The following is a 25570-nucleotide window of genomic DNA, read 5'->3' as shown; positions in this document are numbered from 1 at the left end:
CATGAAGCAGAACAGTGCGTTTATGCGGGAGCGCGTGCTGCCGCTGTTCGTCTGGATCTTTGGTTTGCTGGTAATCTGGGAGGCTGTCTCATGGTGGCTGCTTAATGTAGCGAAGACGCCGCTGGCCCAGTCCAAGCTGCCCTATGTCCATGAAGTGGCCTCAACCCTCTGGAAGTATAGCGGGACGCTCCTGAAAGAGGGAGGGGCCACCTTCGGCAACGCCGGTGTCGGATTTCTGATCGGAGCGCTGGCTGGGGTCATTCTGGCAGTGCTGATGAGCCTGTCGAAGACAATAGAACAGCTTGCCTTCCCCTATGCCATCGCTTCGCAGATGATTCCCATCCTTGGGCTGGCGCCGATTATCTATGGCATTGTACGCGACGAGCAGGTGTCGCGGATTATCATATCCGGGTACATTACCTTTTTTCCGGTGGCACTTAATATGCTGCGCGGACTGCGCAGTGTCGATCTATCCGCACTGGAGCTGATGCATTCCTATGCCGTGAAGCCTTGGGCTGTATACTGGAAGCTGCGTTTCCCCGCAGCGCTGCCGGGTCTGTTCAGCGGCCTGAAGATTGCTGCACCGCTGGCTGTAACGGGTGCTATTCTCGTTGAGCTGATGGGTGCGCAGCACGGTATCGGTGTAATTATGCTTCGCAATCTCTACTATGGCCCTTCTCATACGTATATGTTCTGGTCCACCGTGCTGGTCGGAGCCCTGCTCGGCATGGCAAGCTATTGGCTGATGAGCCTGGCCGAACGTCTGGTGGCGCCGTGGCAGCCGGAATTCCGTCCCAAAGGAGGGAGCCGCTGATGGAGAGCAGTCCTGTCCGAGACGCAACGTTTATTGCTTCTGCCGGCAAAGAGGCGGATTCAGCTCCTATCCCGGCAGCTAACAACCGTATTTCGTCAGATCCGGGGAGGCCGGAGAGTCCGCGCCGCCCCTTGCGCTGGCTGAATCCCGGAATCATTCTCCCCCTCTTTGCCGGGGTGCTGTTCCTGCTGTTATGGGAATATCAAGTATTTCACAGAATCTTCGATCTGAAGAAATATCAGCTGCCGCTGCCCTCAGCAATAGCGGAAGCTATGCGGGACAACTTCAGCCTGCTGCTCTCTTATACCGGATATACCCTCACTGAAGCTGTCCTTGGCATGCTGATCGGTTCAGCCTGCGGCTTCCTTATTGCTCTGGCCGCAACGGCCTGGCCACGCTGGGGCGGAGGAAGCCTGACCATGGTGGCTGCACTGAACGCGGTGCCGATCGTGGCGCTTGCTCCGATTATGAACCTGTGGTTCGGTGACGGCATCGGCTCGCGGGCTGCTATTGTTACCGCGACCACGATGGCGGCCATGGCCATCAATGCCTACAAGGGCATGGCGGCTGTTGATCCGCTGGCGCTGGATCTGATGCATTCCTATGCGGCAGGCAAACCGGCAGTATTCCGCTATCTGCGGATTCAGAACAGCTTGCCGTATGTATTCACCGCACTGAAGATCAATGCTACGGCGAGTATGATCGGGGCTATTGTCGGGGAGTTCTTCTTCTCCTCGCGGGGGCTTGGTTATCTGCTCTCCAACTCCATCAAGGTGGCCAAAATGCCGCTGGGCTGGTCCTGTATAGTGCTGGCAGCCATTGCCGGCGTCATCTTTTACCTGGTCGTGGAACGGCTGGAGAAGGCATTCATCAAGTGGCATCCCTCCCAGCGTGCGTAACACTTGCAACAACCGTAACACCCTGCACCTGTTACATCCGGCTTCTGCGCTGACGGGATATAGAGAAGCTGTCAACGCATGACCGTATGCATAGAGCACCACGATGGCAACCATGCTGTGTTTGGCCGGATTACAAAACTCAATTTGGTAGGGGGAGTTGCTAAGATGAAGGGTAAAAAAAGAAAATTTCGTGGCGGGTTAATGATGGCGGCGGTCATTATGGTGATCTCTTTACTGGCGGGCTGCGGCGGCAACAACAATAATGCTCCGGCGGCAGAGGCGACAGCGGGCAATGCGGCTGCGGCTTCACCGGAAGCGGCGGCAACTACAGCGCCGGCGGCTGATCCGGTTACAGTGAAATTACAGCTTAAGTGGGTGCCTCAGGCACAGTTCGCCGGATACTTCCTGGCCCAGGACAAAGGGTATTATGCCGAGGAGGGGCTGAATGTTGAGATTCTGCCCGGCGGGCCGGATATCGTACCTGAGCAGCAGGTGGCCGGCGGTTCCGCTGACATCGGCGTGGACTGGGTAGCGAGTCTGCTGACCAGCCAGGAGCAGGAAATGCCGCTGGTGCAGATCGCCCAGATCTTCCAGAAGAGCGGCCTGGTGCTGGTATCCAAGAAGGATGCGGGAATCAGTACACCGGCAGACCTGAAGGGCAAGAAGGTTGGCAACTGGATGGGCGGTAACGAGTTCGAAATTCTGGCACTATTTGATAAATACAAACTGAATTCTAATAAGGATCTGAACTTCACCAAGCAGGGCTTCACCATGGACCAATTCCTCGGCGGTGAGATCGATGCGGCATCGGCTATGACCTACAATGAATATCAGGTGGTGCTGGAATCGGGTATCAAGGCAGAGGATCTGAACGTGATTGACATGAACGATGAAGGTGTGGCGATGCTCGAAGACAACCTGTTTGCCAACAAGGAATGGCTGGAAGCCAATAAAGAAACGGCGGCCAAGTTCGTCCGTGCTTCCCTGAAAGGCTGGGCTGATGCCATTGCCGATCCTGAAGCGGCAGTAGACAGCGTAATGAAGCTTGCGGAAGAAGGCAGCACAACCCGCGAACATCAGCTGACGATGATGACTGAAGTTGCCAAGCTGATTCAGCCGGAGGGCTTCGATGCTTCCAAGCTGGGTTATACGGATGCAGCGGCATTCCAGCAGACAGCTGATATTGCGCTCAAGTTCGGTGTTATCAAGACGGCATCTGATGTGAATGCAGCCTATACGAACGAAATTGTCGAGATGGCGGCAAAATAACGAAAATTCTTTCATATCTATAATAGATGGCCGCCCGGGCACGGCGGTCATCTATTATAATTAACAGCCCAGAATATGGAAAGAGGTGCAGACTATGTCTCTGCTCGTGGGGCAGGCCGGTAAAGTGAAGAACTATGTGAATGGCGCTTGGGTAGAATCCTCATCCGGGCAGGAAGAGGAAGTGTTCAATCCGGCTACGGGTGAGGTGATTGCTTATGTGCCGATCTCCAGCCGCGAAGAATTGGATGCTGCGGTCCAGGCGGCGTCTGGAGCATATCAGTCCTGGAAAAGAGTAGCCGTACCGCGCCGGGCGCGCTATTTCTTCCAGTACCAGCAGCTGCTGGTGCAGCACTGGGATGAGCTGGCGGAGCTGATCACGCTGGAGAACGGCAAAAGCCTGGAGGAAGCGCTGGGCGAGGTGCAGCGCGGCATCGAATGTGTGGAATTTGCCGCCGGCATTCCCACACTCATGATGGGCAGTCAGCTGCCGGACATCGCTACAGGTGTTGAGTCCGGGATGTACCGCTACCCGCTGGGGGTGATCGGCGGCATTGCCCCATTCAACTTCCCGATGATGGTGCCCTGCTGGATGTTTCCGCTGGCGATTGCCTGCGGCAATACCTTTGTGCTGAAGCCCTCCGAGCGGACACCGCTCCTGGTAGGCCGGCTGGCGGAGCTGTTCGCAGAGGCGGGCTTCCCTCCGGGTGTGCTGAATGTCGTGCACGGAGCACATGAGGTGGTGAACGGTCTGCTGGAACATGAAGAAGTGAAGGCGATTTCCTTCGTCGGCTCGCAGCCGGTGGCGGAATATGTATATAAGCAGGGCACGGCGCATGGCAAGCGGGTCCAGGCGCTGGCCGGAGCCAAGAACCATTCGATCGTGCTGCCTGATGCGGATCTAGACAACGCGGTGAAGAATATCATTTCCGCCGCCTTCGGCTCGGCGGGTGAGCGCTGTATGGCCTGCTCCGTAGTCGTGGTGCATGAGACGGTTGCCGATGAGCTGGTGAGCCGGCTGACTGCGGCAGCTGACGGGCTGAAGATCGGGGACGGCAAGGAGGATGGCGTGTTCCTGGGGCCGGTGATTCGGCAGTCGAACAAGGACCGGACGATTGCCTACATCGAGACAGGGCTTGCCGAGAAGGCTGAACTGGTGCGGGACGGCAGGAAGGACGCTGCGGCAGCAGGCGGCGGCTATTTCCTCGGCCCGACGATCTTTGACCATGTGCAGACAGGCATGACGATCTGGCGTGATGAAATCTTCGCGCCCCTGCTGTCTGTAGTGCGGGTTAAGGATCTGGCGGAGGCGATAGCCGTCACGAATGAGTCGCCTTTTGCCAATGGTGCCTGTATCTATACCGACAGCGCCAAGGCGATCCGCGAATTCCGCGAAGAGATTGATGCCGGGATGCTGGGAGTTAATCTGGGCGTGCCTGCCCCGATGGCGTTCTTCCCGTTCTCGGGCTACAAGAAGTCCTTCTATGGCGATCTGCATGCCAATGGCCGTGACGGTGTTGAATTCTACACCCGCAAGAAAATGGTCACCGCGCGTTATTAGATGATTCATTCAAATATCAAATGGGATTCCGAGAGGAGAGAGTGCCGTGCAGAGCCTGGGCAAAGAAAGTGAACTGGCGGTCAAGAAGGATCAGCAGTATTTATGGCATAATATTACACCCTACAGTGAGAAGAACCCGCCAATGATAGCCGCATCCGCAAGCGGTTCATGGGTTACAGATATCGATGGCAACAAATTTCTGGACGGGATGTCCGGGCTATGGTGTGTGAATGTCGGATACGGGCGCAAGGAGCTGGCGGAAGCGGCGTACAATCAGCTGCTGACCCTGCCTTATTTCCCGTTGACACAGAGTCATATGCCGGCGATTGCACTGGCGGAGAAGCTGAACGAATGGCTGGAGGACGATTATGTCATCTTCTTCTCCAACAGCGGCTCGGAAGCTAATGAAGCTGCCTTCAAAATCGCCCGCCAGTACCAGCAGCAGACCGGCCAGCCTTACCGCCATAAATTCATTGCCCGCTACCGCGGATATCACGGAAGCTCGATGGGCTCCCTGTCAGCGACCGGCCAGGCGCAGCGCAAATACAAATATGAACCGCTGGGCGGCGGATTCCTGCATGTGGCTCCGCCTGACAGCTACCGCCGTCCTGATGGCATGACGGAAGAAGCGTTTAATCTCCAAAGTGCGCAGGCTATTGAGGATATGATTATCTGGGAGGGCGTAGAGTCAGTTGCGGCTGTGATTATGGAGCCGGTCATTACCGGCGGCGGCGTCATTGTGCCGCATCAGGTCTACCTGGACCGGGTGCAGGAGATTTGCAACGCCCACGGCGTGCTGCTGATCATCGATGAAGTGATCTGCGGCTTCGGACGGTCGGGCCGTAAGTTCGGCCACCACAACTTCGGAATCAAGCCGGATATTGTCACGATGGCCAAGGGGCTGACGAGTGCCTATCTGCCTTTGTCGGCCACGGCGGTGCGCAAGGAGATCTATGAAGCCTTCAAGGATAACAGCGATGACTACGGCCACTTCCGTCATGTGAATACCTTCGGCGGCAATCCGGCCGCCTGTGCGCTCGCGCTGCGCAACCTGGAGATTCTGGAGCAGGAGAATCTGGTGGAGCGCGCCGCCGTTCTGGGCCAAAGGCTGGCCGGTGAATTCGCTGGTCTCCAGGATCACAAGCTGGTAGGCGACATCCGCAGCTTCGGGCTGGTGATAGGCATTGAGCTGGTAGCGGATAAAGCCAGCAAACAGCCTGCTGACCTCAGTGTGGTCAAGGGGATTATCGCTGAATGCAAATCCAAGGGGCTGATCATCGGCAAGAACGGGGATACAGTAGCGGGCTTCAACAACGTTCTCACGTTCGCTCCGCCTCTATCCTCTACTGATGAGGACATTCAGTTCATCATCGACACCTTCAAAGCTGTGCTGAACGGGAGCTGGGCAGACTGAACTTCTCCGGGTATAGGAACTGGTAGGCCCGCAGAGCCACCTGGATTGAGATCCGGTTCTCCGGCTGCATGAAGTCCTCGCCGAGCAGCTCGGTGATTTTGTCCAGCCGGTAGTAGAGTGACTGCCGTACAATGAACAGATTCCTGGCGGCAATCTGCTTCGAGCCGTCGTGGTCGAGATAGACGCGCAGCGTCAGCATCAGCTCACTGCCCTTGGCTTCATCGTGGTCAATCAGCGGGCCGAGATAGCTGCGGATGAAATTCTCCAGCGTCTTGCCGTCGTTCAGGTTCAGCAGCAGCTGGAAGACGCCGAGCTCTTCATAGAAGAGGACTGGTTTCTGGTAACAAGAATAGAGAGACAGCGCTTGTACGGCTTCCTGGTAGCCGGCATGGGCATGTTTCAGACCTCTGTGGGACTTGCTGACTCCGGTAACGAGCTGCAGGTCCTTCAATTTCTCGTCGGAGCGGATATGCTGCAGGGCATCGAGCGCCTGCTGCAGGCGCAGCTTGCCGGGCAGCTTGGACTGGATATCCAGCGCGATGACGGTCAGCCGGTTGTTCTTGAGTGTAATCAGCGGACGGAGGGAGTACTTCTCGAAGATCGAACGCAGAATGAGGGAGAGGTGGAAGGTGATCGATTCCCAATCATTCTCCGAGCTGTTCCATTTGACATCGCGGGGGTTCTCAATCTCGATCAGGCATACGCGGTACGGCAGCTCGTTAACCACGTTGAAATCAGGGCCCACCAGACCTTTGATCCGGTTATCATCCTGGCCGCGGCCGCCCACGAGCTCATCCACCCACAGGTTCTCGGAGAAAAGCTTGCGTTCCTCCATATACCGCGTGCGCAGCAGCTCCTGCGCGATCGACAGGGAGGCGGAGTCCAGCAGCAGGCAGTCGAATTCCTGCGGCTTATGATTGCAGACCATCAGGATGTAAGCCCAGGTCTGGTCCAAGGCTCCGACTGGTTTCAGGGCAATGGTCTTATGGCCGTATTCCCGGATATGCGGCGCGGCGTCCGGTTGGACGCCCTCCATCTCTTCGCTGAAGGCCTCGAAGAAATTCAGCAGCGGCTGTTGCTCCTCGGGCGGCAGAGCCGGGAAGAACAGGGGTTTACCCTGAATCTGCATATAGACAATCTGTGTGCGGGTGCTTTTGCATAATAATTGCAGTACTTTAAGGGTCCCCTGGGAAGTCAGCGTCAGACGGTGGAATTCTCGGGAGATGCTCTCCAGCTCCTGCAGCATGCGGTGATGGCGGTTGATGATGAGGGAATGCAGATCGAGTGTGATATCGACGAAACGCACAGTGCGGGTGAACTGTATCAGCGGGAAGTCATGATGGCCCGCCAGATCAATCATTTCCTGCGGAATCGAGCTGAAATAAGCACCCAGCTCAATGCATAAACAGGCGGCGTTCTTATCGATCAAATTCTGCATAAAAGATAATGAAGCGGCTAAATCACTGCTTGCGCTCATCCCCGTGGTCAGAATCATCTCTTCTCCGTGAATCAGGCTGTCGAAGCTTGGGCTCTCCAGCACATGTACCCAGCGGACCGCCCGGTTCAGGCCGTTTCTTCCTCCAATCAGTTCAGCTTCCGCAAACAGCGGTCTCTTCAGCGCGTCGCGGATCGTAAATACAAGTTCCCAATCCATAAGCTTCCCCCTCGTTGAACGTATGCCTTAGCAGCCCGTTTTGCGGCTTCCCCATTCTCAATTCATTCTCACAGGTAAAAAATAGACTTTTGAAATTAGACAATGTGTCTAATGTAACGAAAAAATGAATTGACTATAGTTTGAATATAGAATGTCAGGAAATATGACTTAATATTGAAGACGGATCAGTGTTGATGTTGGCTTAGAGTTCATTTTACTACAATAATCCTTATAAGTAAGTAAAATATTAAGGCAATCATCGTAATAATGTTATATTATATAACACAAACCTGATTCGAAAGCGGAAGCTATCATACAGAAGGAGGGATCACCGATGGAGCATGCTTCACCGTTAACATTCACACCTGATATGTTCATGCGCAATTTTGCCGAGGCTGAGCCGGGACTTACCCGCAAAGGTGCAATCGAGGAATCCAACCGCTGTCTGTATTGTTATGATGCGCCATGTATTAAGGCCTGTCCGACCAGCATTAATATCCCTTCCTTCATCAAAAGAATCGCTACCGATAACCTGAAGGGCTCGGCGCAGACCATTATGGATTCCAATCCGGTAGGCGCCAGCTGCGCCCGGGTATGTCCGACTGAGGAGCTGTGCGAAGGCGCCTGTGTCCTGAATGATGCTTCGGCGCCGATTCAGATTGGCCTGCTGCAGCGTTATGCCACCGACTGGGCTATCAGCAGCGGGGTCCAGTTATTCAAGGCTGGCAGTCCAAACGGCAAAAAAGCCGCCGTGATCGGCGGCGGTCCGGCAGGGCTGTCCGCAGCCAGGGAGCTGGCACGCGCGGGCTTCCAGGTCGTGATTTATGAAGCGAAGCAGCTGGCAGGGGGCCTGGATACCCACGGGATTGTCTCGTTCCGGCTGCCGCAGTCCATCTCCCTGTGGGAAGTAGAGCAGGTAGAGAAGCTTGGCGTAGAAATCCGCACCGGAATGAAGGTAGGAGTGGATATCTCTGTAGAAGAGCTGAAGGCCGGATATGATGCCATTGTGCTGGCTGCAGGCATGGGGTACGTTCCTCCGCTGGGCATTGAAGGCGAGAAGCTGTCCGGTGTCTACGATGCGATAGAGCTGGTAGAAACTACGAAGACAGGCATCCCTACCCTGGAGCTGATGGGCCAGCGCGTTGCTGTCATCGGTGCAGGCAACACGGCTATCGATGCGGCCACCTGCTCCGTGCGGCTTGGCGCAGCGAATGTGAAGATGGTCTACCGCCGGACCCGCACGGAGATGACGGCGTATGACTTCGAATATGAATTCGCCAAGCAGGAAGGTGTGGAGTTCAACTGGCTGACCCTGCCGAAGCGGATTGTCGGGGACGAGCTCGGCAATGTGACCGGGCTGGAATGTGTGCAGATGAAGCTGACGGGCGAAGCCGGCCCGGACGGCCGCCTCGCGCCAATGCCAGTGGAGGGATCCGAATTCATCCTGCCCGTGGACGCGGTGGTCGTGGCTATCGGGCAGAAGCGGCGGATTGACCTGATTGAGGCGCTGGGCCTGGAGCATGACCGGGGTGTAGTGAAGATCGACGGGAAGACCGGCCGCACCTCTGATCCGCAGATTTATGCCGCGGGTGATATCGTCTTCGGATCCGGTGCAGGTGAAGCGATGGTCGTCTCCGCCGCCCAGCAGGGCAAGGATGCCGCCTATGCGATTGTGAAGCAAATGTCGGGCCATCAGGATAGTGTGGTTGGCTCTGCGGTATAGATTTCATATGACAGGGAGGGATTTACTATGGCAGATCTCAGTATTGATTTTGCAGGAATCAAGTCACCGAATCCGTTCTGGCTGGCCTCGGCACCGCCTACCAATACAGGCTATCAGGTGCAGCGTGCATTCGAAGCGGGCTGGGGAGGCGCGGTGTGGAAAACGCTGGGCGAGCCGGTCATTAACACCTCCTCGCGGTTTGCCGCCGTTCATTTTGGCGGGCAGCGTGTAGCGGGCTTCAATAATATCGAGCTCATTACCGACCGTCCGCTGGAGGTCAACCTCAAGGAAATCTATGAGACGAAGAAAAGATTCCCCAACAACACGATTATCGCCTCCCTGATGGTAGAGCCCAAGCAGGAAAAGTGGCATGAAATTGTCAAGCGCGTCGAAGCGGTCGGTGTAGACGGCCTTGAGCTTAACTTCGGCTGTCCGCACGGTATGGCCGAGCGGGGAATGGGCGCAGCTTCCGGCCAGCAGCCTGATCTGGTGCAGGCGCAGACCGCCTGGGTCAAGGAAGTGGCGACAACGCCTGTTATTGTGAAGATGACACCGAATATCACCGACATCACGGTCGTTGCCCGGCATGCCGTCAAGGGCGGAGCGGATGCGATCAGCCTGATCAATACGATCAACAGCCTTGCCGGAGTCGATATCCACAGCTGGAACACGATTCCGAATGTCGGCGGCCAGGGGGCGCACGGCGGCTACTGCGGCCCGGCGGTGAAGCCGATTGCCCTCAGCATGGTGGCGGAGTGTGCGCGTGACCGCGCAGTCGGTGTTCCGATTTCCGGAATCGGAGGCATCTCCACCTGGCAGGATGTCGTAGAGTTCATGCTGATGGGCTCCACCGGGATTCAGGTCTGTACGGCGGTTATGCATCACGGCTTCCGGATCGTGGAGGAGATGATTGACGGTCTGAATAATTACCTGGATGAGAAGGGCCTGGCTTCAGTGATGGAACTGGTCGGCAAATCGGTGCCCAAGTATTCCAACTGGGGCGATCTCGACCTTAACTATAAAGTGGTTGCCCGGATTAACGAGGATAACTGCATCAACTGCAATAAATGCCATATTGCCTGTGAAGACGCCTCGCATCAATGTATCGATATGCTGACGAATGCTGAGGGTAAGGCGATTCTGCAGGTGCGTGAGGAAGACTGCGTAGGCTGTAATTTATGTTCCATTGTCTGCCCGGCAGACGGTGCGATTGATATGGTTGCACTGGATAGCGGTGTGGCGCCGATGACCTGGAATCAGCGCAATCAGGTCATTAGCGGCTTAAACGGTTCTTATTCGGAAGCGGAGGTGGGTTAAGATGAAGAAGATCATCAAGAACGGCATTATCGTCACAGCAGCGGATACTTATACAGGAGATGTACTGATTGAGGAAGGCGTAATTACCGGGATTGGCCTGAATCTTGAATCGCCGGGAGCAGAGATTGTCGATGCTTCCGGCTGTTACGTATTTCCTGGGGGGATTGACCCGCATACACATCTGGATATGCCTTTTGGCGGTACCGTCACTGCTGACGACTTCGAGACCGGCACGATTGCCGCCGCCTATGGCGGAACCACAACGGTTATCGACTTCTGCCTGACCACCAAGGGCCAGCCGCTGCAGCAGGCCGTCGACACCTGGCATAACAAATCGCAGGATAAAGCGGTCATTGACTACAGCTTCCACCTCATGGTGTCGGAGCTGAATGACAAGGTGCTTGGTGAGCTGCCGCAGATTATTGAGAGGGAAGGCATCACCTCGCTGAAGGTATTCATGGCCTACAAGAACACCTTCCAGGCTGATGACGGTGTGCTGTACAAGACGCTGCAGGCCGCGAAGCGCGAAGGTGCACTTGTAATGGTGCATGCCGAGAACGGCGATGTGATTGAGTATCTGGTGGATCAGGCGCTGGCCGCCGGCAATACCGATCCGATCTATCATGCGCTGACCCGGCCTCCCGAGCTGGAAGGCGAAGCTACCGGCCGGGCGGCGTATTTGACCGAGCTGACGGATTCGCAGCTCTATGTGGTGCATGTCACCTGCGCCGAAGCTGCCTGGAAGATCGCTGAAGCACGCAAAAAAGGGCTGCGCGTCTACGGCGAGACCTGCCCGCAGTATCTGGTGCTGGACCAGTCAGCGCTTGAGAAGCCGGATTTCGAGGGTGCGAAGTATGTCTGGTCTCCTCCGCTGCGCGAACAGTGGAACCAGGATGTGCTGTGGGATGCCCTCTGGAGCGGAACGCTGCAGACCATCGGCTCTGACCAATGCTCGTTTAACTTCAAGGGACAGAAGGATCTCGGGCTTGGTGACTTCTCGAAGATCCCGAACGGGGGACCAACCATCGAAGACCGGTTCAGCGTCCTCTACTCCGAGGGTGTGCAGAAGGGACGCATCTCGCTGAATAAGTTCGTGGATATCATCTCCACCTCCAGCGCCAAGCTGTTCGGCCTGTTCCCTCAGAAAGGTACAATTGCTGTAGGCAGTGACGCAGATATTGTCATCTTCGATCCTACGGTCGAAAGAACGCTCTCCGCTGAGACTCATCATATGAACGTGGATTATAATGCCTTTGAAGGGATGCAGGTTAAGGGGGAGCCGGTGTCTGTCCTTAGCCGCGGCGAATTCGTTATCCGCGACAAGGCGTTCGTCGGCACAGCTGGTGCGGGCCAATATTTGCACCGCAAGCGTTTCGAGGCGGAAGCGCCCCGTCCGGCCAAAGCGGAAATCAGCGGGGGAGTGATCTGAGATGTCGGCATTCGACGAGTTCGACCAAGAGCGGCAGGCGATCGACAGCCTCCTGCTGCAGGGATATACCGTTACCGGCATCTTCGAGGATCTGGACGGCGCCAGGGTTAGGTTTATCCCTAGTGAGCCGGCCGGAGAACCGGTAGAACTGCTTCTGCTCACGGCGGACGCGCGCAAGCATGTGACGACGCTGATTTTTGGCGGCAGTAAGCCGGCGTCTCCGATTGGAACCCATACGTAAATCAGCATCACGGATAGGGGCTGCGATCTTAGGATCGCGGCTTTTTATATATTAGGTACGAAGATTAGGATTGACAGTTTTTTACGGTTGGTCTATATTAATCCCATGGATTTAATCGGAATATTAATAATTGATTGACCAGCAGACTGGAGATCAAGCCTGACCGCCCGAAGTGGCGTTGGCTTGGTCTTTTTTGATGGCTAAACGGGGCAGGAATATGAGGGCAGCTTATCAGGCGGAGTTATGAGGGGAGGAGGGGGCAGGATGATTGTTGTTAAAGAGTTGAACAAGAGCTACGCTACCCGGGACGGCAAGGTATCCGCTCTGCAGGATATTAATCTGAGCATTAAGAAAGGTGAGATCTTCGGAATTATCGGTGCAAGCGGCGCCGGCAAGTCTACCCTGATCCGCTGTCTCAACCGTCTGGAGCAGCCGGATTCCGGGAGCGTGGAGGTAGCGGGCACGAACATAACAGAGCTTAAGGGCAAGGAGCTGCGGCTCGCCCGCCGCCGGATCGGGATGATCTTTCAGCAGTTCAATCTGCTGGAGGCCAAGACAGTATACGGAAATGTCGCTTTTCCGCTTAGAGTCGCAGGATTTTCCAAGCAGGAGACCCGTGAGCGCGTGCATGACATTCTGGAGCTCGTCGGGTTAAGCGATAAGCTTAATGTATACCCGTCGCAGCTGAGCGGCGGCCAGAAGCAGCGGGTGGGGATCGCCCGGGCGCTGGCCGCTCAGCCTGATGTGCTCCTCTCCGATGAGGCCACCTCGGCACTTGATCCGCAGACGACGTATTCGATCCTTGAGCTGCTGCAGGAGATCAACCGGAAGCTGAATCTGACCATCGTGCTGATCACGCATGAAATGGATGTATTGCGCCATATCTGTGTCAATGCCGCTGTTATCGAGGGCGGGCGGATCGTGGAGAACGGACCGGTTGAGCAGCTGTTCTACCGTCCGGAGAGCGAGACGGCTAAGCAGTTTGTGAATATATTCAACTACTACAAGGATGCCAATGGAGCAGAAAAGGCGGTCATTCTACGATGAAAGAGGATATGGTAGAGCTTCTGTGGGGCGGCCTGCTGCAGACGCTGTATATGGTGGCCTGGTCTTCTGTATTTGCCCTTATTCTGGGGGCGCTGCTGGGTATAACGCTGGTGGTCACGGAGAAAGGGGGAGTACTTCCCGTTCCCCGGCTGAACAGGGTGATCAGCACGGCAATTAACGGGATACGCTCCATTCCGTTTATTATTCTTATTGTGCTGCTGCTGCCTCTGGCCCGGCTGATTGTCGGAACCTCGCTCGGCCCGACAGCGGCGATTGTATCCTTATCCATCGGGGCGGCTCCGTTCCTGGGGAGAATTATCGAGAGTGCGCTGCGGGAAGTGGAGCCGGGAAAGATTGAAGCAGCCAAATCGGTAGGTGCCCATCCCTTAACGATTATTACACAAGTCATTGTTCCCGAGGCGCTGCCTGCACTGGTACGCGGGGTTACGATTGCTGTAATCTCTATCACGGAATTTACGGCAGTTGCCGGGGCCATAGGTGCCGGAGGGCTGGGCAGCCTGGCGATCCGTTTCGGATACCAGCGTTTCCGCACGGACGTTCTTCTGGGGACTGTGCTGCTGATCATTCTAATCGTCCAGGTCCTGCAATGGAGCGGTGATTATATTGCCGGGTCTATCGACAGGAAACGCTGTAAAAGCGGATAAGTCCAAGTGCCGCAGTTATGAACGATGGCTTCATTCAGTGGAAGAATCTCAGGTTCATGCTATACTTTCAAATCGCATCCATTCGTATAACAACGAAATATAGCTGTTATTAAGGCAGTAATGATTGTAAATATATATGTTCGAGAGGCGGGATTAGGGTGAAGAAACAAGCAAGCAGCGTACTGGTCGCATTGGCGATTGTTCTGGCGGGGGTGCTCGCAGGCTGCGGTTCTGACAAGGGGAATGACGGGGCAGCAGCGGCAGAGGGTTCTTCGGACGGCAAGGCAGGCAAAGAGATTACACTCAAGGTGGGGGCGGCAGCCGTTCCGCATGCCGAAATTCTGGAGTTTATCAAACCAGCGCTGAAGGAAGAGGGAATCAATCTGGAGATCGTTACACTTGACGATGAAGGCCAGCTGAATCCGGCACTGCAGGAGAAGCAGATTGATGCGAACTATTTTCAGCATGTGCCTTATCTTGATTCGATTAAGGAAGAGAAGGGCTACGACTTTGCCGTGACTGCCAAGGTGCATGTGGAGCCGATTGGATTCTACTCCGGGAAGCTGAAGTCGAAGGAGGAGCTCAAGGACGGGGCCAAGATCGGGATTCCGAACAACCCTTCTAATGAATACCGGGCACTTGTCCTGCTGCAGCAGCAGGGATTGATTAAACTGAAGGACGGATTGACCACGTATGAGGCCACGCCGAAGGATATCGCTGACAATCCGCATAACTTCGAATTCGTAGAAGCCGACGCCGCTACACTGCCGCGGGCCCTTCCTGATCTGGATGGTGCGGTCATCAACACGAATATCGTGCTTGAATCGGGGATAGATCCTGAGTCGGCGCTGTTCCGTGAGGATGCCAATTCACCTTATGCCAATATTATCGTGGTGCGCAGCGGGGATGAGAACAGGGACGAGATTAAGAAGCTGGATGCGGCACTCACCAGTCCCGACGTCAAGAAGTTTATTGAAGACAAATATGGAGTGGCGGTAGTTCCGGCATTCTAAAATAAAGACAGCCGGATCGCTCCTGAACGTGGGCTGACCGGCTGTTTTGCTGTAACTATTCGTATATGTATTCATGCCGCAGCATAGACATGACCTGCAGCGATTCGAATCCTTCCTCAGTCCGTACACACTCGCGCAGGGTGCCTTCCAGTTTGAAGCCGGCCCCCTCATACACATGCTGTGCTCTGGCATTATGATCTTTGACGTCCAGCCACAGCCGGTGAGTGTCCGTATGGGTGAAGGCCCAGCTGCTCAGCAGCTTCAGCGTCATTTTTCCATAGCCGCAGCCCTTGGTCTGAATGACAATCCGCTTGATACAGACCGTGAGGTTACGGTCCTGAATCCCCGTGAGAATCACGTACCCTGCCCGTTCCCCGGCGGAGTCTTGAACAATCAGATGCATAATGTCCCCGTTATCCAAAGCTGCTGTGTGCTGTTCCCTGCTCCACTGGCCGATGAACCGGCGGTTTAGCTCTGCCCCTTCGGCATCCAGGACAAAATCGAGATCTTCCAGGGTCGTTGCCCGTAAATTTATAATTTCTGAATGCAGCATTATAAGCCACCTGCTTCCTGAGTATGTATACAGTTATACTACAGGAAGTATAGGCGGCTGCCAATTTGTAAGGTGCTTGGAAGCGGATATGGATATCTTAAGGGGCCTCTGCTACGCCAGACGGTTGGTTGACTCTAAGGATGAGAAGACAGATACAGACGGGGATCGGGTAATTTCAACAGGGGCGGGAGTGATTTCAGTGACATCGGGCGAGTATAGATAATAGCTGTTGCCTGCTTCAGAAGTTCTGATTCTGGTGAATTCATTAGCAAGGCCGATGGTCGAGGAGGACGCTAGTGTCTGTTCTCTGACCCGCAGCTTGAAAGTTACAAGCGTCTGGTCTACAGCCGGAATGCAGCTTAGTTTACTGGCCGCTTCGACCTGAATATCGATTCCGCGCATGGTGGTGTTCATTCCGAGATAGATGCTTCCGTCAACCGGATTCTGGAAATTAAACTGAAAGATATTGCTCACTTCATCGCCGGGTGTATAGCTTGCGTCAGTATAGACAGAATGCTGCGTGTATTCGGCGTTGTCAAATACCTGACTATCATACTGCACAATAAAGTTGAAGTAACTGTATCCTTGGTCATTGGGGGCGAAATCACGCAAAAGAACCAGTACGGTTACTTCCTCGCCGGGCAGATAGGAGCTTTTATCAGTGGTAACCTCTACGGACATCGCAGGAGGCGTATTATCTACAGTAACTTCACGAATCATCGACATCATAAGCGGCAATAATCGGGTGGTTTTGACAACCTTTTTGAATCCGGGCCATTTGTTCATTATACAACCTCCATAGCTCTAATCATGCATCCTGTGCCTGAATCAACCTGTGTAAGAACAATGGTAACAATTGTCACTGATAAAACACTGATAAACGTCGAACTTTGACATAAAATAGCGAAATAATTTGCACAAAATATACATATTTGCGCTAAAAAGCAGCCCGGACAGGAATCCGGAGCTGCTTTTTAGTGTGCTTTATATCAGCGGATTTCCCGCAGTGGTAGCAGATAGCGGAACCGCAGGCCAGGCTTCAGCCCCTATTTACCCAGACTCAGGTACACTTCCAGGAACCATTCCGGCAGTTCATCACCCATCTCAGCTTTGTAGGAGTCTCTGAATTGGGTGAACTTGCGCTGTGCCCTCAGGGGCTTGCCGATTTCGTAATAAATGGAGATCAATTGCAGGGCATAACTCTCATCCAGCGGCTCCAGCTCGGCCAGGCGTACGGCGTAATCTTCAGCTTCATAATGACGCCCGGACTGTATCAGCTCCAGGGCCAGCTGCTCCAGCAGCTTGAGGTAGATCCGGCGGTATTTATCGCGGGAGGAATACACCCAGAGGCTGTCCAGCGATTGCAGCAGGTCCCCTTTGTACTGGGCGGCAGCATCACGCATCTCCTCCAGATGATTGTTCTGCAGCGCCAGCGTGGCTGCGTCGAGGAACCTCTCGGTATCGCCTTCAATTCCCCTGGATTCCAGCCGGTAGTTCTCCCTGTCGAAGGTCAGCTCAATACTGTCCTCCAGCGCAGCCTTCTTTAAGGTTTTGCGGATCTGATAGACAGTGGTGTGCAGATATTGCTTGCCCTTCTCATAGTTCCATTGCGGAAACACATCATTCAGAATTACGCTTACGCTGCCCTGTCTGTGAATCCATAGATAGGCGAATAACTCCTCCGCTTTATGAGTGCTCCATTTCACCGGCCCCTGCGGACCGGACAGTTCATAACCGCCCAGGAGGCGGAAGGATGTTTCCGCCGTAGTTCTTGTCCCGGTTGTACCGGGCGATATACGCTTGGAGAGAAGCTTGTTCCAAGTCTTGAGCAGGCGGGAGGGATCTACGGGCTTCAGCAGATAATCCACCGCCGACAGCTCAAAGGCTTCAACGGCATAATTCCGGTAAGCCGTCACGAATACGATATCCGTATCCGGCGAGAAGGGCAGCAGCTTCTCGGCAAAAGCCAATCCGGACAGCTCAGGCATCTGAATGTCCAGAAATAGAATGTCCGGCTTATGTTCTACGGCAGCCGTAAAAGCTTCGCGCGGATTATCATATACAAGAACAGAGGAAATGCCCTCACACTGGAGCAGCAGCTCACGCATCTGCTCCAGCGCCGGCCATTCATCATCAATAACCATTACAGATATACTCAGGAGATTTCATCCTTCCATGGGATTGTTATAAGTACCTCAATGCCTCCGTTGCTCCCGCGTGTAATGACAAGCGGATAGCCGAATTGTGTCAACAGCCGCCGGTTGATATTCCGCAGGCCGATCCCGGTGCCTTCTCCATGCGGGGAATGGTAGTCCTCCTTCATCCAGGAAGAGAGCTGCTCATCGCTCATGCCTTTACCGTTATCGGTGACGGTAATGAGGATCGCATTGCCTTCCTGTCTGGTGGAGAGGAGTACGGTCCCGCCGTCGATCTTCTCCATCAATCCGTGGCGGACAGCATTCTCCACGATCGGCTGCACAATCAGCGGCGGCAGTGAAAATTCACTAACTTCAATATTGTACTGGGCATTGAGCCGCTTGCCGAACCGGGCCTGCTCCAGCGACAGATAGGCCTCGATCAGTTCGAGCTCCTTATCAAACGGGATTGCCGTTTCCTGGTTGCTGAAATCAAAGCTGCCGCGCAGAAAGTGACTCAAATCGTATAGCAGATGCCGGGTCTTCTCATTGTCGCGCGTGCTCATCCAGATGATTGTATTAATGGCGTTGTAGAGAAAATGCGGTTTGATCTGCGCACGCAGCATGGCGATCTCTGAACTTAACCGGTCGGAGACCGACCTTCTCAGCTGTACCAGCGTATTGACGCGTCCCTTGAGATCACTCCAGGCATAAGGCTTATGGATGAAGTCGTTAGCGCCGGCGCGGAATGCTGCTTCGTTGAAGTGAAGCTGCTGCCCGGCGGTAGCCATCAGGATTGGCAGATCCAGAGGCGTATAGGTCTGGCGGATCCTCCTGCACAGCTCCAGGCCTGACATTCCCGGCATCATGACATCGATGATGCAGAGGTCGAAATCACGATCTTCGGCAAGCACAGCCAGTGCATCCTTACCGCTGCGCATACTGGAGATTGTATAATTCTCCAGAGACAGCAGGTTGGTCAGTGCCTTCAGGTTGGCATAATCGTCATCCACAATCAGAATGCGGGGGGCATACGGACCTGCCTGTGCGGTGGAGTGCATTACGGGAATTGTCCTGTACTTCCAATCCTCATCCGTAGCTTCCGGCGGTGCCTTCACCGGCATAAGCAGCAGCTGACGGTCCTCCGGTTCCTCCGTAACAGCGGCGCCGGCCTGCTGGACGGGAAGTGTGAAGGTGAAGCTGCTCCCGCGGCCAAACGTGGAGGACACGGAAATGCTTCCCCCATGCAATTCTACAAGCTTGCGGGTGATGGCCAGTCCCAGACCCAGTCCGCCTGCTTCCAGCGAGTCAGCTTCGTTAACCTGTTCATAATCCCGGAAGATGCTCTCCAGCTGCTCCGGGGGAATTCCCCGGCCCGTGTCGGATACCGTAACCGATACGGATTCATCAAGCTGCACGGCCTCGATAATCACGCTGCCGCGATCGGTGAATTTCAGCGCATTGTCCAGCAGATTGTAGAGGATCTGCATCAGGCGCTGTTCATCGGCCTGGACCAGAAATGCACCCGGCGGAATGCGGTTCTTGATGCGGATCTCGCCGTTCTTGTTCAGAAACTGGAAGACCTCAATTACAATTTCCGCAACGCCTTGAAGATCAACGGCACCCCAGTGCAGGATGATGCGCTGCCGCTTGATCTGTTCATAATCAAGAATATCCCGGACCAGGAAGGCGAGCCGTCTTCCGGTTCCGAGGATCAGCCGCATATCCTCACGCTGTGAAGGGGTAAGCGGCCCGCCTGCCCCCTCATACATAGACAATGAGATATTGATGATAGCATTCAGGGGGGTGCGCAGCTCGATCGAAGTCTTGAGCAGGAACTCATCCTTGTCTCTGTCCTTGCGTTCGAGCTGAAGGGAGAGCTGCTTAATTGTCTGGTAGGCATGTGCATGGCGTGCAGACAGGAATAGTCCCTCGGCAAGGATGAAGATCGGGCCGGATACAGGCGGAATGGCATAGAGTCCCGTGCCCAGGAACAGATTACTGGCCACAGAGAAGGTGAACATAACCGCGGCAATAACACCGATGAGCAAATAATAGGAGCCGATCTCACGCTGCCACGTTGCCTTGGCCATCACATAGAAGGTATAGCAGACGGAAATGAAGCTGAAGAACAGCATTATGCTTGCGATCCGCGAGTAAATAAGAATCGTGCTCATAAGCACAATAATACAGAAGCCGAGCGAATAGGCGAAGGTGATCCGCCGGAAGAGCCGGGAATAGAGTGCGGGAAACAGGGAATAGGTATAGCTGGATACGAAATAGAACCCGATCACGCAGGACATGACCTGCAATTTGCTGAACGCTTCATAAGAGATGGAAGGAAGATATTGAAACAACAGCTTCTCGCTGTGCGTCAGCATATATAGGGCGATTGTGAAGCAGTACATAGCCAGCTGCAGCGAAGAGTTGTCCTCTTTGCGCTGGAATCCCTGCCCCAGAAAGTAGAAGCCAATAAAAGCAAAACCTGCCACCAGCAATATATCGTAAGTACTGTTCCGCTGGTCTACCGCCCCGATGGAAGAGGGGGTGCCGATCCGGATGGATTCGGCAATACCTCCGTTCGCATAGGTGAAGTTGGAAGTGTGAATAAGAATCTCAGCCTGATTATCCTTCGCGCTGAAAGTGAAGGAATACGGGTTGTTGCGCGGCTCCGTACTCTGAAGGGACACTCCCGGTGTTCCGCTGTGTCCCAGAAGCTCGCCGTTCACAAATACCTGGCTGGCATTGCGGATGTTGTTCACCTTAAGGGCAAAGGCAGGAACATCCGGCGGAAGCTGGAGCATCAGGCGGTAGGTTGCATACCCGTAGCGTGAGAAGCCGGTAACCTCTGTACCCGGGCCCCAAGATCCGGGAACCGCCATAAAAGCCGGAGCTTCCGCGCTGCCAGAGCGGTTGTCCTGCGGGTCCAGCAGCTGCTGCCAATAGAACTCCCATTCTCCGTCCAGCGGGAAGACTGATGCATCATCGAAGGTGCAGGCGGATAAATCCGCCCACCCGGACTGGCGGGTGGAGCAGGCGGAAGGGGATTTGTCCAGCAGGGGCACCAGAGCGGCTGCTGCGAGCAGGCAGATGCACAGCAGGGCAAGCACTCTTTTGGCCAGCAGGCTATAATCAAATGTTTTCATGAAGACCTCACTTCGGGCTGGCTGATTGTTCACAAAATAAGAGTAAATCCAGGTTCACGCCGACTCTGTTACTAGTTGAATTCATCATATCCCCGGCAGCTCGTGCTTGTCCAGTCAGTTGACGTTTTAGCATCAGGCGGATGCAAAGTATTGTATAATTGATACTCACCGCCCTATATTATAGGGAACTATTCCACCATGTAATGAGGAGAGCTGAAGAAATGTTCTTTTTAGATATAATGTCATGGCTGACGGAGGAGCGGCTGCGGACTCTACTGGAGCAATACCGCTCGCTTGGGCCGCTGCCCGGGGTTGGCCTTACCTTCATGAAATCATTCGTGCCGCCGCTGCCGACCATTGCGATTGTAGGGCTTAACGGGGCAGTATACGGGTTATGGCTTGGGTTCCTGTATTCCTGGATCGGTCTTGTAGCCGGCTGTGTAACTACATTCCTGATTATCCGTAAAATCGGCAGCCACCGCTATCTGCGTAAATGGGCGGAGCGGCCCAAGGTCGCCAAAAGCATGACCTGGGTCCGCCAGAGCGGGTTCAGCTATGTTTTTCTGCTCAGTCTGTTTCCGGTAGGCCCATTCGTAGTCATTAACATGGCTGCAGGGCTTGCCTCCATGCGCCTTCGTTCCTACCTGATTGCCCTATGCGCCGGCAAAGCCATTATGGTGTTTGCGGTCTCCTACATCGGCAATGATGTGGACCGGTTCATCCGTCATCCGGGAGAGATTGTCTACGTGCTGCTGTTCATCGGAGTGTCACTCTGGGGGGTTAAGGCGATCGAGTCCAGATTCGCCCGGCTGGCCCGGGAACGGGAAGTGAACAGCAAACCGCTACAGAGAGAATAATTCGCGTATAGCCCCCTCGGTCTCCCCTGTATCGCCGGTGTGAAGCCAGCTGTTGGTGGCAGAGCTATAGCGGTAGTCGCTGCTCCATTCGTCGATGCGGCTGACGATGGAGCGGACAGCGAAGGCCATATGCTCCACCTCCCGGTCAGTCATAACCGGGTGCAGGGACAGGCGGACCCAGCCCGGCTTCAGCGACTGGTCACCGGCGTGGATCGCCTGGATGAATGCCTGCGAATGCGCAGGGTCCAGCCCGAGCAGCTGATGGCCGTACGGGCCGGCGCAGGAGCAGCCTCCGCGTGCTTGAATGCCGAAGCGGTCATTCAGAAGCCGGACGGCGAGATTGTAGTGGATCTCCTTCAGGGTGAAGGAGATGATCCCGTGGCGCTCAGTTTGAGCGCCTGCCAGTACGGAGCAGTCTGGAATCTGTGCAAGCTCCGAGAGCAGCTTCCGGCACAGCTCCTGCTCCCGGGCCACCATATATTGTCCGGGTCCGTTCATCTGATCCTTCAGCCTGATGCACAGGGCTGTGCGGATGGCCTGCAGGAATCCGGGGGTGCCTCCGTCCTCGCGTACTTCCACATCTGCGATATAGCGCCGTCCGCCCCAGCGGTTGACCCATACCACAGTGCCGCCGCCGGGTTCATCCGGCAGGCTGCCTGTGCTGAGCGCGGTATCAAACAGCAGCACTCCGCCGGTTCCGGGACCGCCGAGGAATTTGTGCGGAGAGAAGAAGATGGCATCCAGCTTCTCCAGCGGGGATGCAGGATGCATATTGATCTCCTCATAAGGTGCGTTCGCAGCAAAATCCACAAAGCAAACTCCGCCATGCCGGTGCATGACGGCAGCAAGCTGATGGTAGGGTGTCTGAATGCCGGTGACATTGGAGCAGGCGGTGAAGGAGCCGATCTTGAAGCGGCGGTGCCGGTAGCGTATCAATAGCTCTTCTAACTGCTCAAGGTCAACCAGCCCGCCCGGTCCGGATGGAACAGTGATGACATCGCCGATGCCTTCCTGCCAGGGCAACAGATTGGAATGATGCTCCATATGACTGATGAAGATGACCGGGCGTTCTTCCGGCGGACAGACGTAGCTCTGCTGCAGCCACTCCGGCAGCTTAAGGCCCATGATCCGCTGCAGCTTGTTCACCGCTCCTGTAGTGCCGTTGCCGCAGAAGAGCAAAGCGTCGCCGGGACCGGCATTCACATGCTCCCTGATGATCTGCCGTGCTTCATTATAAGCCAGGGTCATCGTTAGCCCTGTAGTATTAGAATCAGTATGCGGATTGCTGACATAGGGGCCGAAGCTCTCCTGCATTCTGCGCTCAATTGGCTCATACAGCCGGCCGCTGGCCGTCCAGTCGGCATACAGCAGCGGCTGCCGGCCGTACGGCGTAGAAATCATATGGCGATTTCCTATAATATGCTCGCGGAAAGCCGCGAAATGCCCCTGCAGTGAAGACGGCACCTCTGCTGCAGCGGCGTGGTGGATACTCAGCACGGATAATCCCTCCAGACAATGAATCTGTTGTCGCGGAAACGGAAGAGTACCGTCCTTGGAGGGATGGCGCAGCTGTTTCGGTACCGCCCTTATTTAAAGGACGGCAAAGCCGTTTCCACTTGCCCAGTATATGCCCGCGCCTGGAATTAGGTTAAAGCCCATGCCAGACTTAATGCCTGCTCAGATAAAGAGCTGAATATCGCTCTCCAGCGCATCCTTCAGGTAGGCGGCAGCGTCGATAATCTCCACTTCAGGCAGGAGCTCCTCCGGCTTGAAGCCCATGATTTCCACAGAGAGCTTGCAGGCATAGAACTTGATGTTCTTTTTGCGCGCGCCCTTCAGGAAATGAATCAGCTTCGGCGCTCCCTGCTCCTCGATCATCTCCTCCAGCATCAGCTTGCCTAGCCCGCTGAAGTTCATCCGCGAGAGCGGCAGCTGCTCCGGTCCTTTGGGTGTGATGACATCCATCAGCTTCTCATAGATCGTCTTATCCTCCAGCGTCATTGTCTCCGGGTCCCGGATGAGGAACAGCCCCCAGAAGGAGAAGAACATCGTAACCTCAACCTCAATATCCCGTGCGGCATTCGCCAGAATCAGCCCCGCCATGGCTTTGTCATATTCTCCGCTGAACATCAGCAGATTCAGTTTTTTGCTCATATCCTTACCCCTCCATAGTTATTCATAGAATGTCATTAGTATGGTTACGCAGAGGTAAAGTATGCCTGTCCGGCGAATACAACATACACAGACGGATTCAGGCTGTGCCAGCAGAGAAAAAATGGAGGAAATCCACATGAAATCCGCATCATTTTCCAGACACATGACCAGAATGGCGCTAATCGGACTAGGTATCGGCTTCATTATGTTCCTACTCACCCAATCCGGAGTGTTTGAGATTCCGATTGTAGTGGGCACCACCTCATACGAGGGAATGACCTCTTCTCTTATGCTGCTCACCGGCTTTCCAATCCTGCTGAGCCTGCTCGGTCTGATCCTTTACGGGGTGCGGAAAAGGTAACACTTTCAAGTGTCAGCTGAAGAACAGGCGGCTGTAGTTCAGGCTGGCGTTCCCTGAGCGGAAGGCACCCGGCGTCTGTCCGGTAAGCTTATGGAATACCTTAATGAAGTAACTGCCTGAGGAATAGCCGATCTGGCCGGCAATGGCTTCGATGCTGCAGTCTGTTGTTCTCAACAGCTCCACGGCATGCTCAATGCGGACCCGGTTCAAATAGTCATTGGGGGTAACACCCACTGCCTTGCTGAAGGTCCGCAGCAGATGGAATTTCGAGAGGCCCAGCTTCCCGGCAAGCTCCTGCTGACCGATCATGGAGCTGTAATTCTCCTCGATGAACCGGACGCATTCGCGGATGGCCGGCGGCCAGCCGGCCGCGTCACGCGGGCCGCCCGAGGTATACCTGCCAAGCTCCATCATGAATTGATGAAGCAGCGAGGAAGCCGAGTAAGGATCGGTAATCCGCCCGGCATGGGCTTCACGGACGATATCGCGCAGCATGCGGACCGGCGGGCTGCCGGAATCCAGAGCCGGGGTTGCCCCGGTTCTGGACTTAATATCATTCCAGAGCGGCAGCAGCGGCTGCGGCCGGAAGAGCAGGAAATAGAACTCCCACGGCTCCGTGCCGCCGGGATAATAATACCGGTGGCTGCCGGGAATCTCGGCCATGAAGGCCTGTCCGGGGCCGACGCTGAAGCTCTCCCCGTCAAGTTCATAGATCCCTCTTCCCGATACGGTATATTGGAAGAGCAGCAGCGGACCATCACTGCGCTCCATGCCGTTCCAGTCATAATCCGGGCTTAGCTCAACCGAATGCCCGGCTGCGAACAGATTCAGCAGCGGCAGCCGGTCCGGTTCACTGAAGCGGAAACCGTAGATGCCCAATTCTTGTGTACTGCCCACAGTGACTCCTCCTAAAAAAAGCCCCCATACGGGAGCTTCAGAATCATAGATTAGTGTGTTATTCTTTGGTGCTCTCCTGCGGCTCTGCAGCTGACTCAGCCAGACGGGCGTTATCATAACGGCGCGCGGACAGCCAGATGCTTCCGGTAAAGAGGACAATCAGTCCAAGAATAATTCCGAAACGCCAGTCCCCTGCTTTGAAGTTCAACTGGAGAACCGTAAGTACCAGTGCCACCTGGGTCCAGACGAGTGTGCGTTTGCGGAAGGCTGTAATATCTCCGGCCATCTTCGGCATGCCGCGGATAATGCGGTAGGCAAGTAAGGCCAGGATCAGCGCAAATATAACGGTTCCGGCAATTTCGCCGGTAGATAATCCATTCATGTTCTCATAATCCTTTCGGGTTAACTTCAGTCTTACCTTTAT

Annotated in this window: 23 protein-coding genes; 14 read left to right on the top strand and 9 right to left on the bottom strand. The window is 54.9% G+C overall.

The window, feature by feature from the left end; translation table 11 throughout:
• Position 1 precedes the first annotated feature (1 nt).
• The 5 genes from PBOR_RS33060 to PBOR_RS33040 all read left to right on the top strand — a co-directional run bounded on the left by PBOR_RS33060 (position 2) and on the right by PBOR_RS33040 (position 5954).
• Positions 2–814, top strand: a complete 813-nt coding sequence (locus PBOR_RS33060; RefSeq protein ID WP_042218256.1) for an ABC transporter permease — start codon at positions 2–4, stop codon at positions 812–814.
• Positions 814–1713, top strand: a complete 900-nt coding sequence (locus PBOR_RS33055) for an ABC transporter permease (protein ID WP_052429752.1) — start codon at positions 814–816, stop codon at positions 1711–1713. The genes PBOR_RS33060 and PBOR_RS33055 overlap by 1 nt, the downstream gene beginning before the upstream one ends.
• A 165-nt stretch (positions 1714–1878) precedes the next feature.
• Positions 1879–2982, top strand: a complete 1104-nt coding sequence (locus PBOR_RS33050) for an ABC transporter substrate-binding protein (RefSeq protein WP_042218254.1) — start codon at positions 1879–1881, stop codon at positions 2980–2982.
• 94 nt (positions 2983–3076) lie between these two features.
• On the top strand, positions 3077–4540 hold the full coding sequence (locus tag PBOR_RS33045; RefSeq protein WP_042218253.1) for a CoA-acylating methylmalonate-semialdehyde dehydrogenase: 1464 nt from the start codon (positions 3077–3079) through the stop codon (positions 4538–4540).
• Positions 4541–4586: 46 nt separating this feature from the next.
• On the top strand, positions 4587–5954 hold the full coding sequence (locus PBOR_RS33040; protein WP_042218251.1) for an aspartate aminotransferase family protein: 1368 nt from the start codon (positions 4587–4589) through the stop codon (positions 5952–5954).
• Here PBOR_RS33040 and PBOR_RS33035 read toward each other — a convergent pair.
• Positions 5920–7608, bottom strand: coding sequence for a PucR family transcriptional regulator (locus PBOR_RS33035; RefSeq protein ID WP_042218250.1), 1689 nt, complete (start codon positions 7606–7608; stop codon positions 5920–5922). The genes PBOR_RS33040 and PBOR_RS33035 overlap by 35 nt on opposite strands.
• 334 nt (positions 7609–7942) lie before the next feature.
• On the opposite strand from PBOR_RS33035, the gene PBOR_RS33030 reads away from it, so the two are divergent.
• The 7 genes from PBOR_RS33030 (at position 7943) to PBOR_RS33000 (ending at position 15043) form a co-directional block, all read left to right on the top strand.
• Positions 7943–9331 (top strand): NAD(P)-dependent oxidoreductase, encoded by a 1389-nt coding sequence (locus PBOR_RS33030; RefSeq protein ID WP_042218248.1) that lies wholly within the window; start codon positions 7943–7945, stop codon positions 9329–9331.
• Between the two features lie 27 nt (positions 9332–9358).
• A complete protein-coding gene (gene preA, locus PBOR_RS33025; RefSeq protein ID WP_042218246.1) occupies positions 9359–10648 on the top strand; it encodes an NAD-dependent dihydropyrimidine dehydrogenase subunit PreA in 1290 nt (429 codons plus the stop codon).
• Between the two features lies 1 nt (position 10649).
• On the top strand, positions 10650–12077 hold the full coding sequence (gene hydA, locus PBOR_RS33020) for a dihydropyrimidinase (RefSeq protein WP_042218244.1): 1428 nt from the start codon (positions 10650–10652) through the stop codon (positions 12075–12077).
• Between the two features lies 1 nt (position 12078).
• On the top strand, positions 12079–12318 hold the full coding sequence (locus PBOR_RS33015; RefSeq protein WP_042218240.1) for a hypothetical protein: 240 nt from the start codon (positions 12079–12081) through the stop codon (positions 12316–12318).
• 264 nt (positions 12319–12582) lie between these two features.
• Positions 12583–13365 carry a methionine ABC transporter ATP-binding protein gene (locus PBOR_RS33010; protein WP_042218239.1) on the top strand — a complete coding sequence of 261 codons (783 nt, stop codon included), beginning with the start codon at positions 12583–12585 and terminating at the stop codon, positions 13363–13365.
• Entirely contained in the window at positions 13362–14030 is a 669-nt protein-coding gene (locus tag PBOR_RS33005; RefSeq protein WP_042218237.1) for a methionine ABC transporter permease, read from the top strand. The genes PBOR_RS33010 and PBOR_RS33005 overlap by 4 nt, the downstream gene beginning before the upstream one ends.
• A gap of 158 nt (positions 14031–14188) precedes the next feature.
• Positions 14189–15043 (top strand): MetQ/NlpA family ABC transporter substrate-binding protein, encoded by an 855-nt coding sequence (locus PBOR_RS33000; RefSeq protein ID WP_042218236.1) that lies wholly within the window; start codon positions 14189–14191, stop codon positions 15041–15043.
• Positions 15044–15098: 55 nt separating this feature from the next.
• On the opposite strand, the gene PBOR_RS32995 is transcribed toward PBOR_RS33000, so the two are convergent.
• The 4 genes from PBOR_RS32995 to PBOR_RS32980 all read right to left on the bottom strand — a co-directional run bounded on the left by PBOR_RS32995 (position 15099) and on the right by PBOR_RS32980 (position 20877).
• A complete protein-coding gene (locus tag PBOR_RS32995; protein ID WP_042218234.1) occupies positions 15099–15596 on the bottom strand; it encodes a GNAT family N-acetyltransferase in 498 nt (165 codons plus the stop codon).
• Between the two features lie 111 nt (positions 15597–15707).
• Positions 15708–16382 (bottom strand): hypothetical protein, encoded by a 675-nt coding sequence (locus tag PBOR_RS32990; RefSeq protein ID WP_042218233.1) that lies wholly within the window; start codon positions 16380–16382, stop codon positions 15708–15710.
• 260 nt (positions 16383–16642) lie between these two features.
• A complete protein-coding gene (locus tag PBOR_RS35895) occupies positions 16643–17740 on the bottom strand; it encodes a response regulator (protein ID WP_052429751.1) in 1098 nt (365 codons plus the stop codon).
• Between the two features lie 11 nt (positions 17741–17751).
• Entirely contained in the window at positions 17752–20877 is a 3126-nt protein-coding gene (locus PBOR_RS32980) for an ATP-binding protein (protein ID WP_042218231.1), read from the bottom strand.
• A gap of 221 nt (positions 20878–21098) precedes the next feature.
• Here PBOR_RS32980 and PBOR_RS32975 point away from each other — a divergent pair, with 221 nt between their 5' ends.
• Entirely contained in the window at positions 21099–21734 is a 636-nt protein-coding gene (locus PBOR_RS32975; RefSeq protein WP_042218229.1) for a TVP38/TMEM64 family protein, read from the top strand.
• Here the strand turns inward: PBOR_RS32975 and PBOR_RS32970 are convergent.
• Positions 21720–23231 (bottom strand): aminotransferase class V-fold PLP-dependent enzyme, encoded by a 1512-nt coding sequence (locus PBOR_RS32970; RefSeq protein ID WP_042218227.1) that lies wholly within the window; start codon positions 23229–23231, stop codon positions 21720–21722. The genes PBOR_RS32975 and PBOR_RS32970 overlap by 15 nt on opposite strands.
• A gap of 180 nt (positions 23232–23411) precedes the next feature.
• Positions 23412–23888: a DsrE/DsrF/DrsH-like family protein gene (locus tag PBOR_RS32965; RefSeq protein WP_042218226.1), complete on the bottom strand. Its 477-nt coding sequence runs from the start codon at positions 23886–23888 to the stop codon at positions 23412–23414.
• A 136-nt stretch (positions 23889–24024) separates the two neighbouring features.
• On the opposite strand from PBOR_RS32965, the gene PBOR_RS32960 reads away from it, so the two are divergent.
• A complete protein-coding gene (locus tag PBOR_RS32960) occupies positions 24025–24249 on the top strand; it encodes a hypothetical protein (protein WP_042218224.1) in 225 nt (74 codons plus the stop codon).
• Between the two features lie 12 nt (positions 24250–24261).
• Here the strand turns inward: PBOR_RS32960 and PBOR_RS32955 are convergent, their stop codons facing one another.
• Together PBOR_RS32955 and PBOR_RS32950 are read right to left on the bottom strand one after the other, a co-directional pair.
• Positions 24262–25146, bottom strand: coding sequence for a helix-turn-helix domain-containing protein (locus tag PBOR_RS32955; RefSeq protein ID WP_042218223.1), 885 nt, complete (start codon positions 25144–25146; stop codon positions 24262–24264).
• Positions 25147–25204: 58 nt separating this feature from the next.
• Positions 25205–25528: a hypothetical protein gene (locus PBOR_RS32950; RefSeq protein WP_042218220.1), complete on the bottom strand. Its 324-nt coding sequence runs from the start codon at positions 25526–25528 to the stop codon at positions 25205–25207.
• Positions 25529–25570 lie beyond the last annotated feature (42 nt).

The organism is Paenibacillus borealis (assembly GCF_000758665.1).
GTDB classification, from domain to species: Bacteria; Bacillota; Bacilli; order Paenibacillales; family Paenibacillaceae; genus Paenibacillus_AQ; species Paenibacillus_AQ borealis.
Note: the sequence above shows the minus strand (reverse complement) of the source record. Positions and strands in the feature narration are given on the sequence as shown.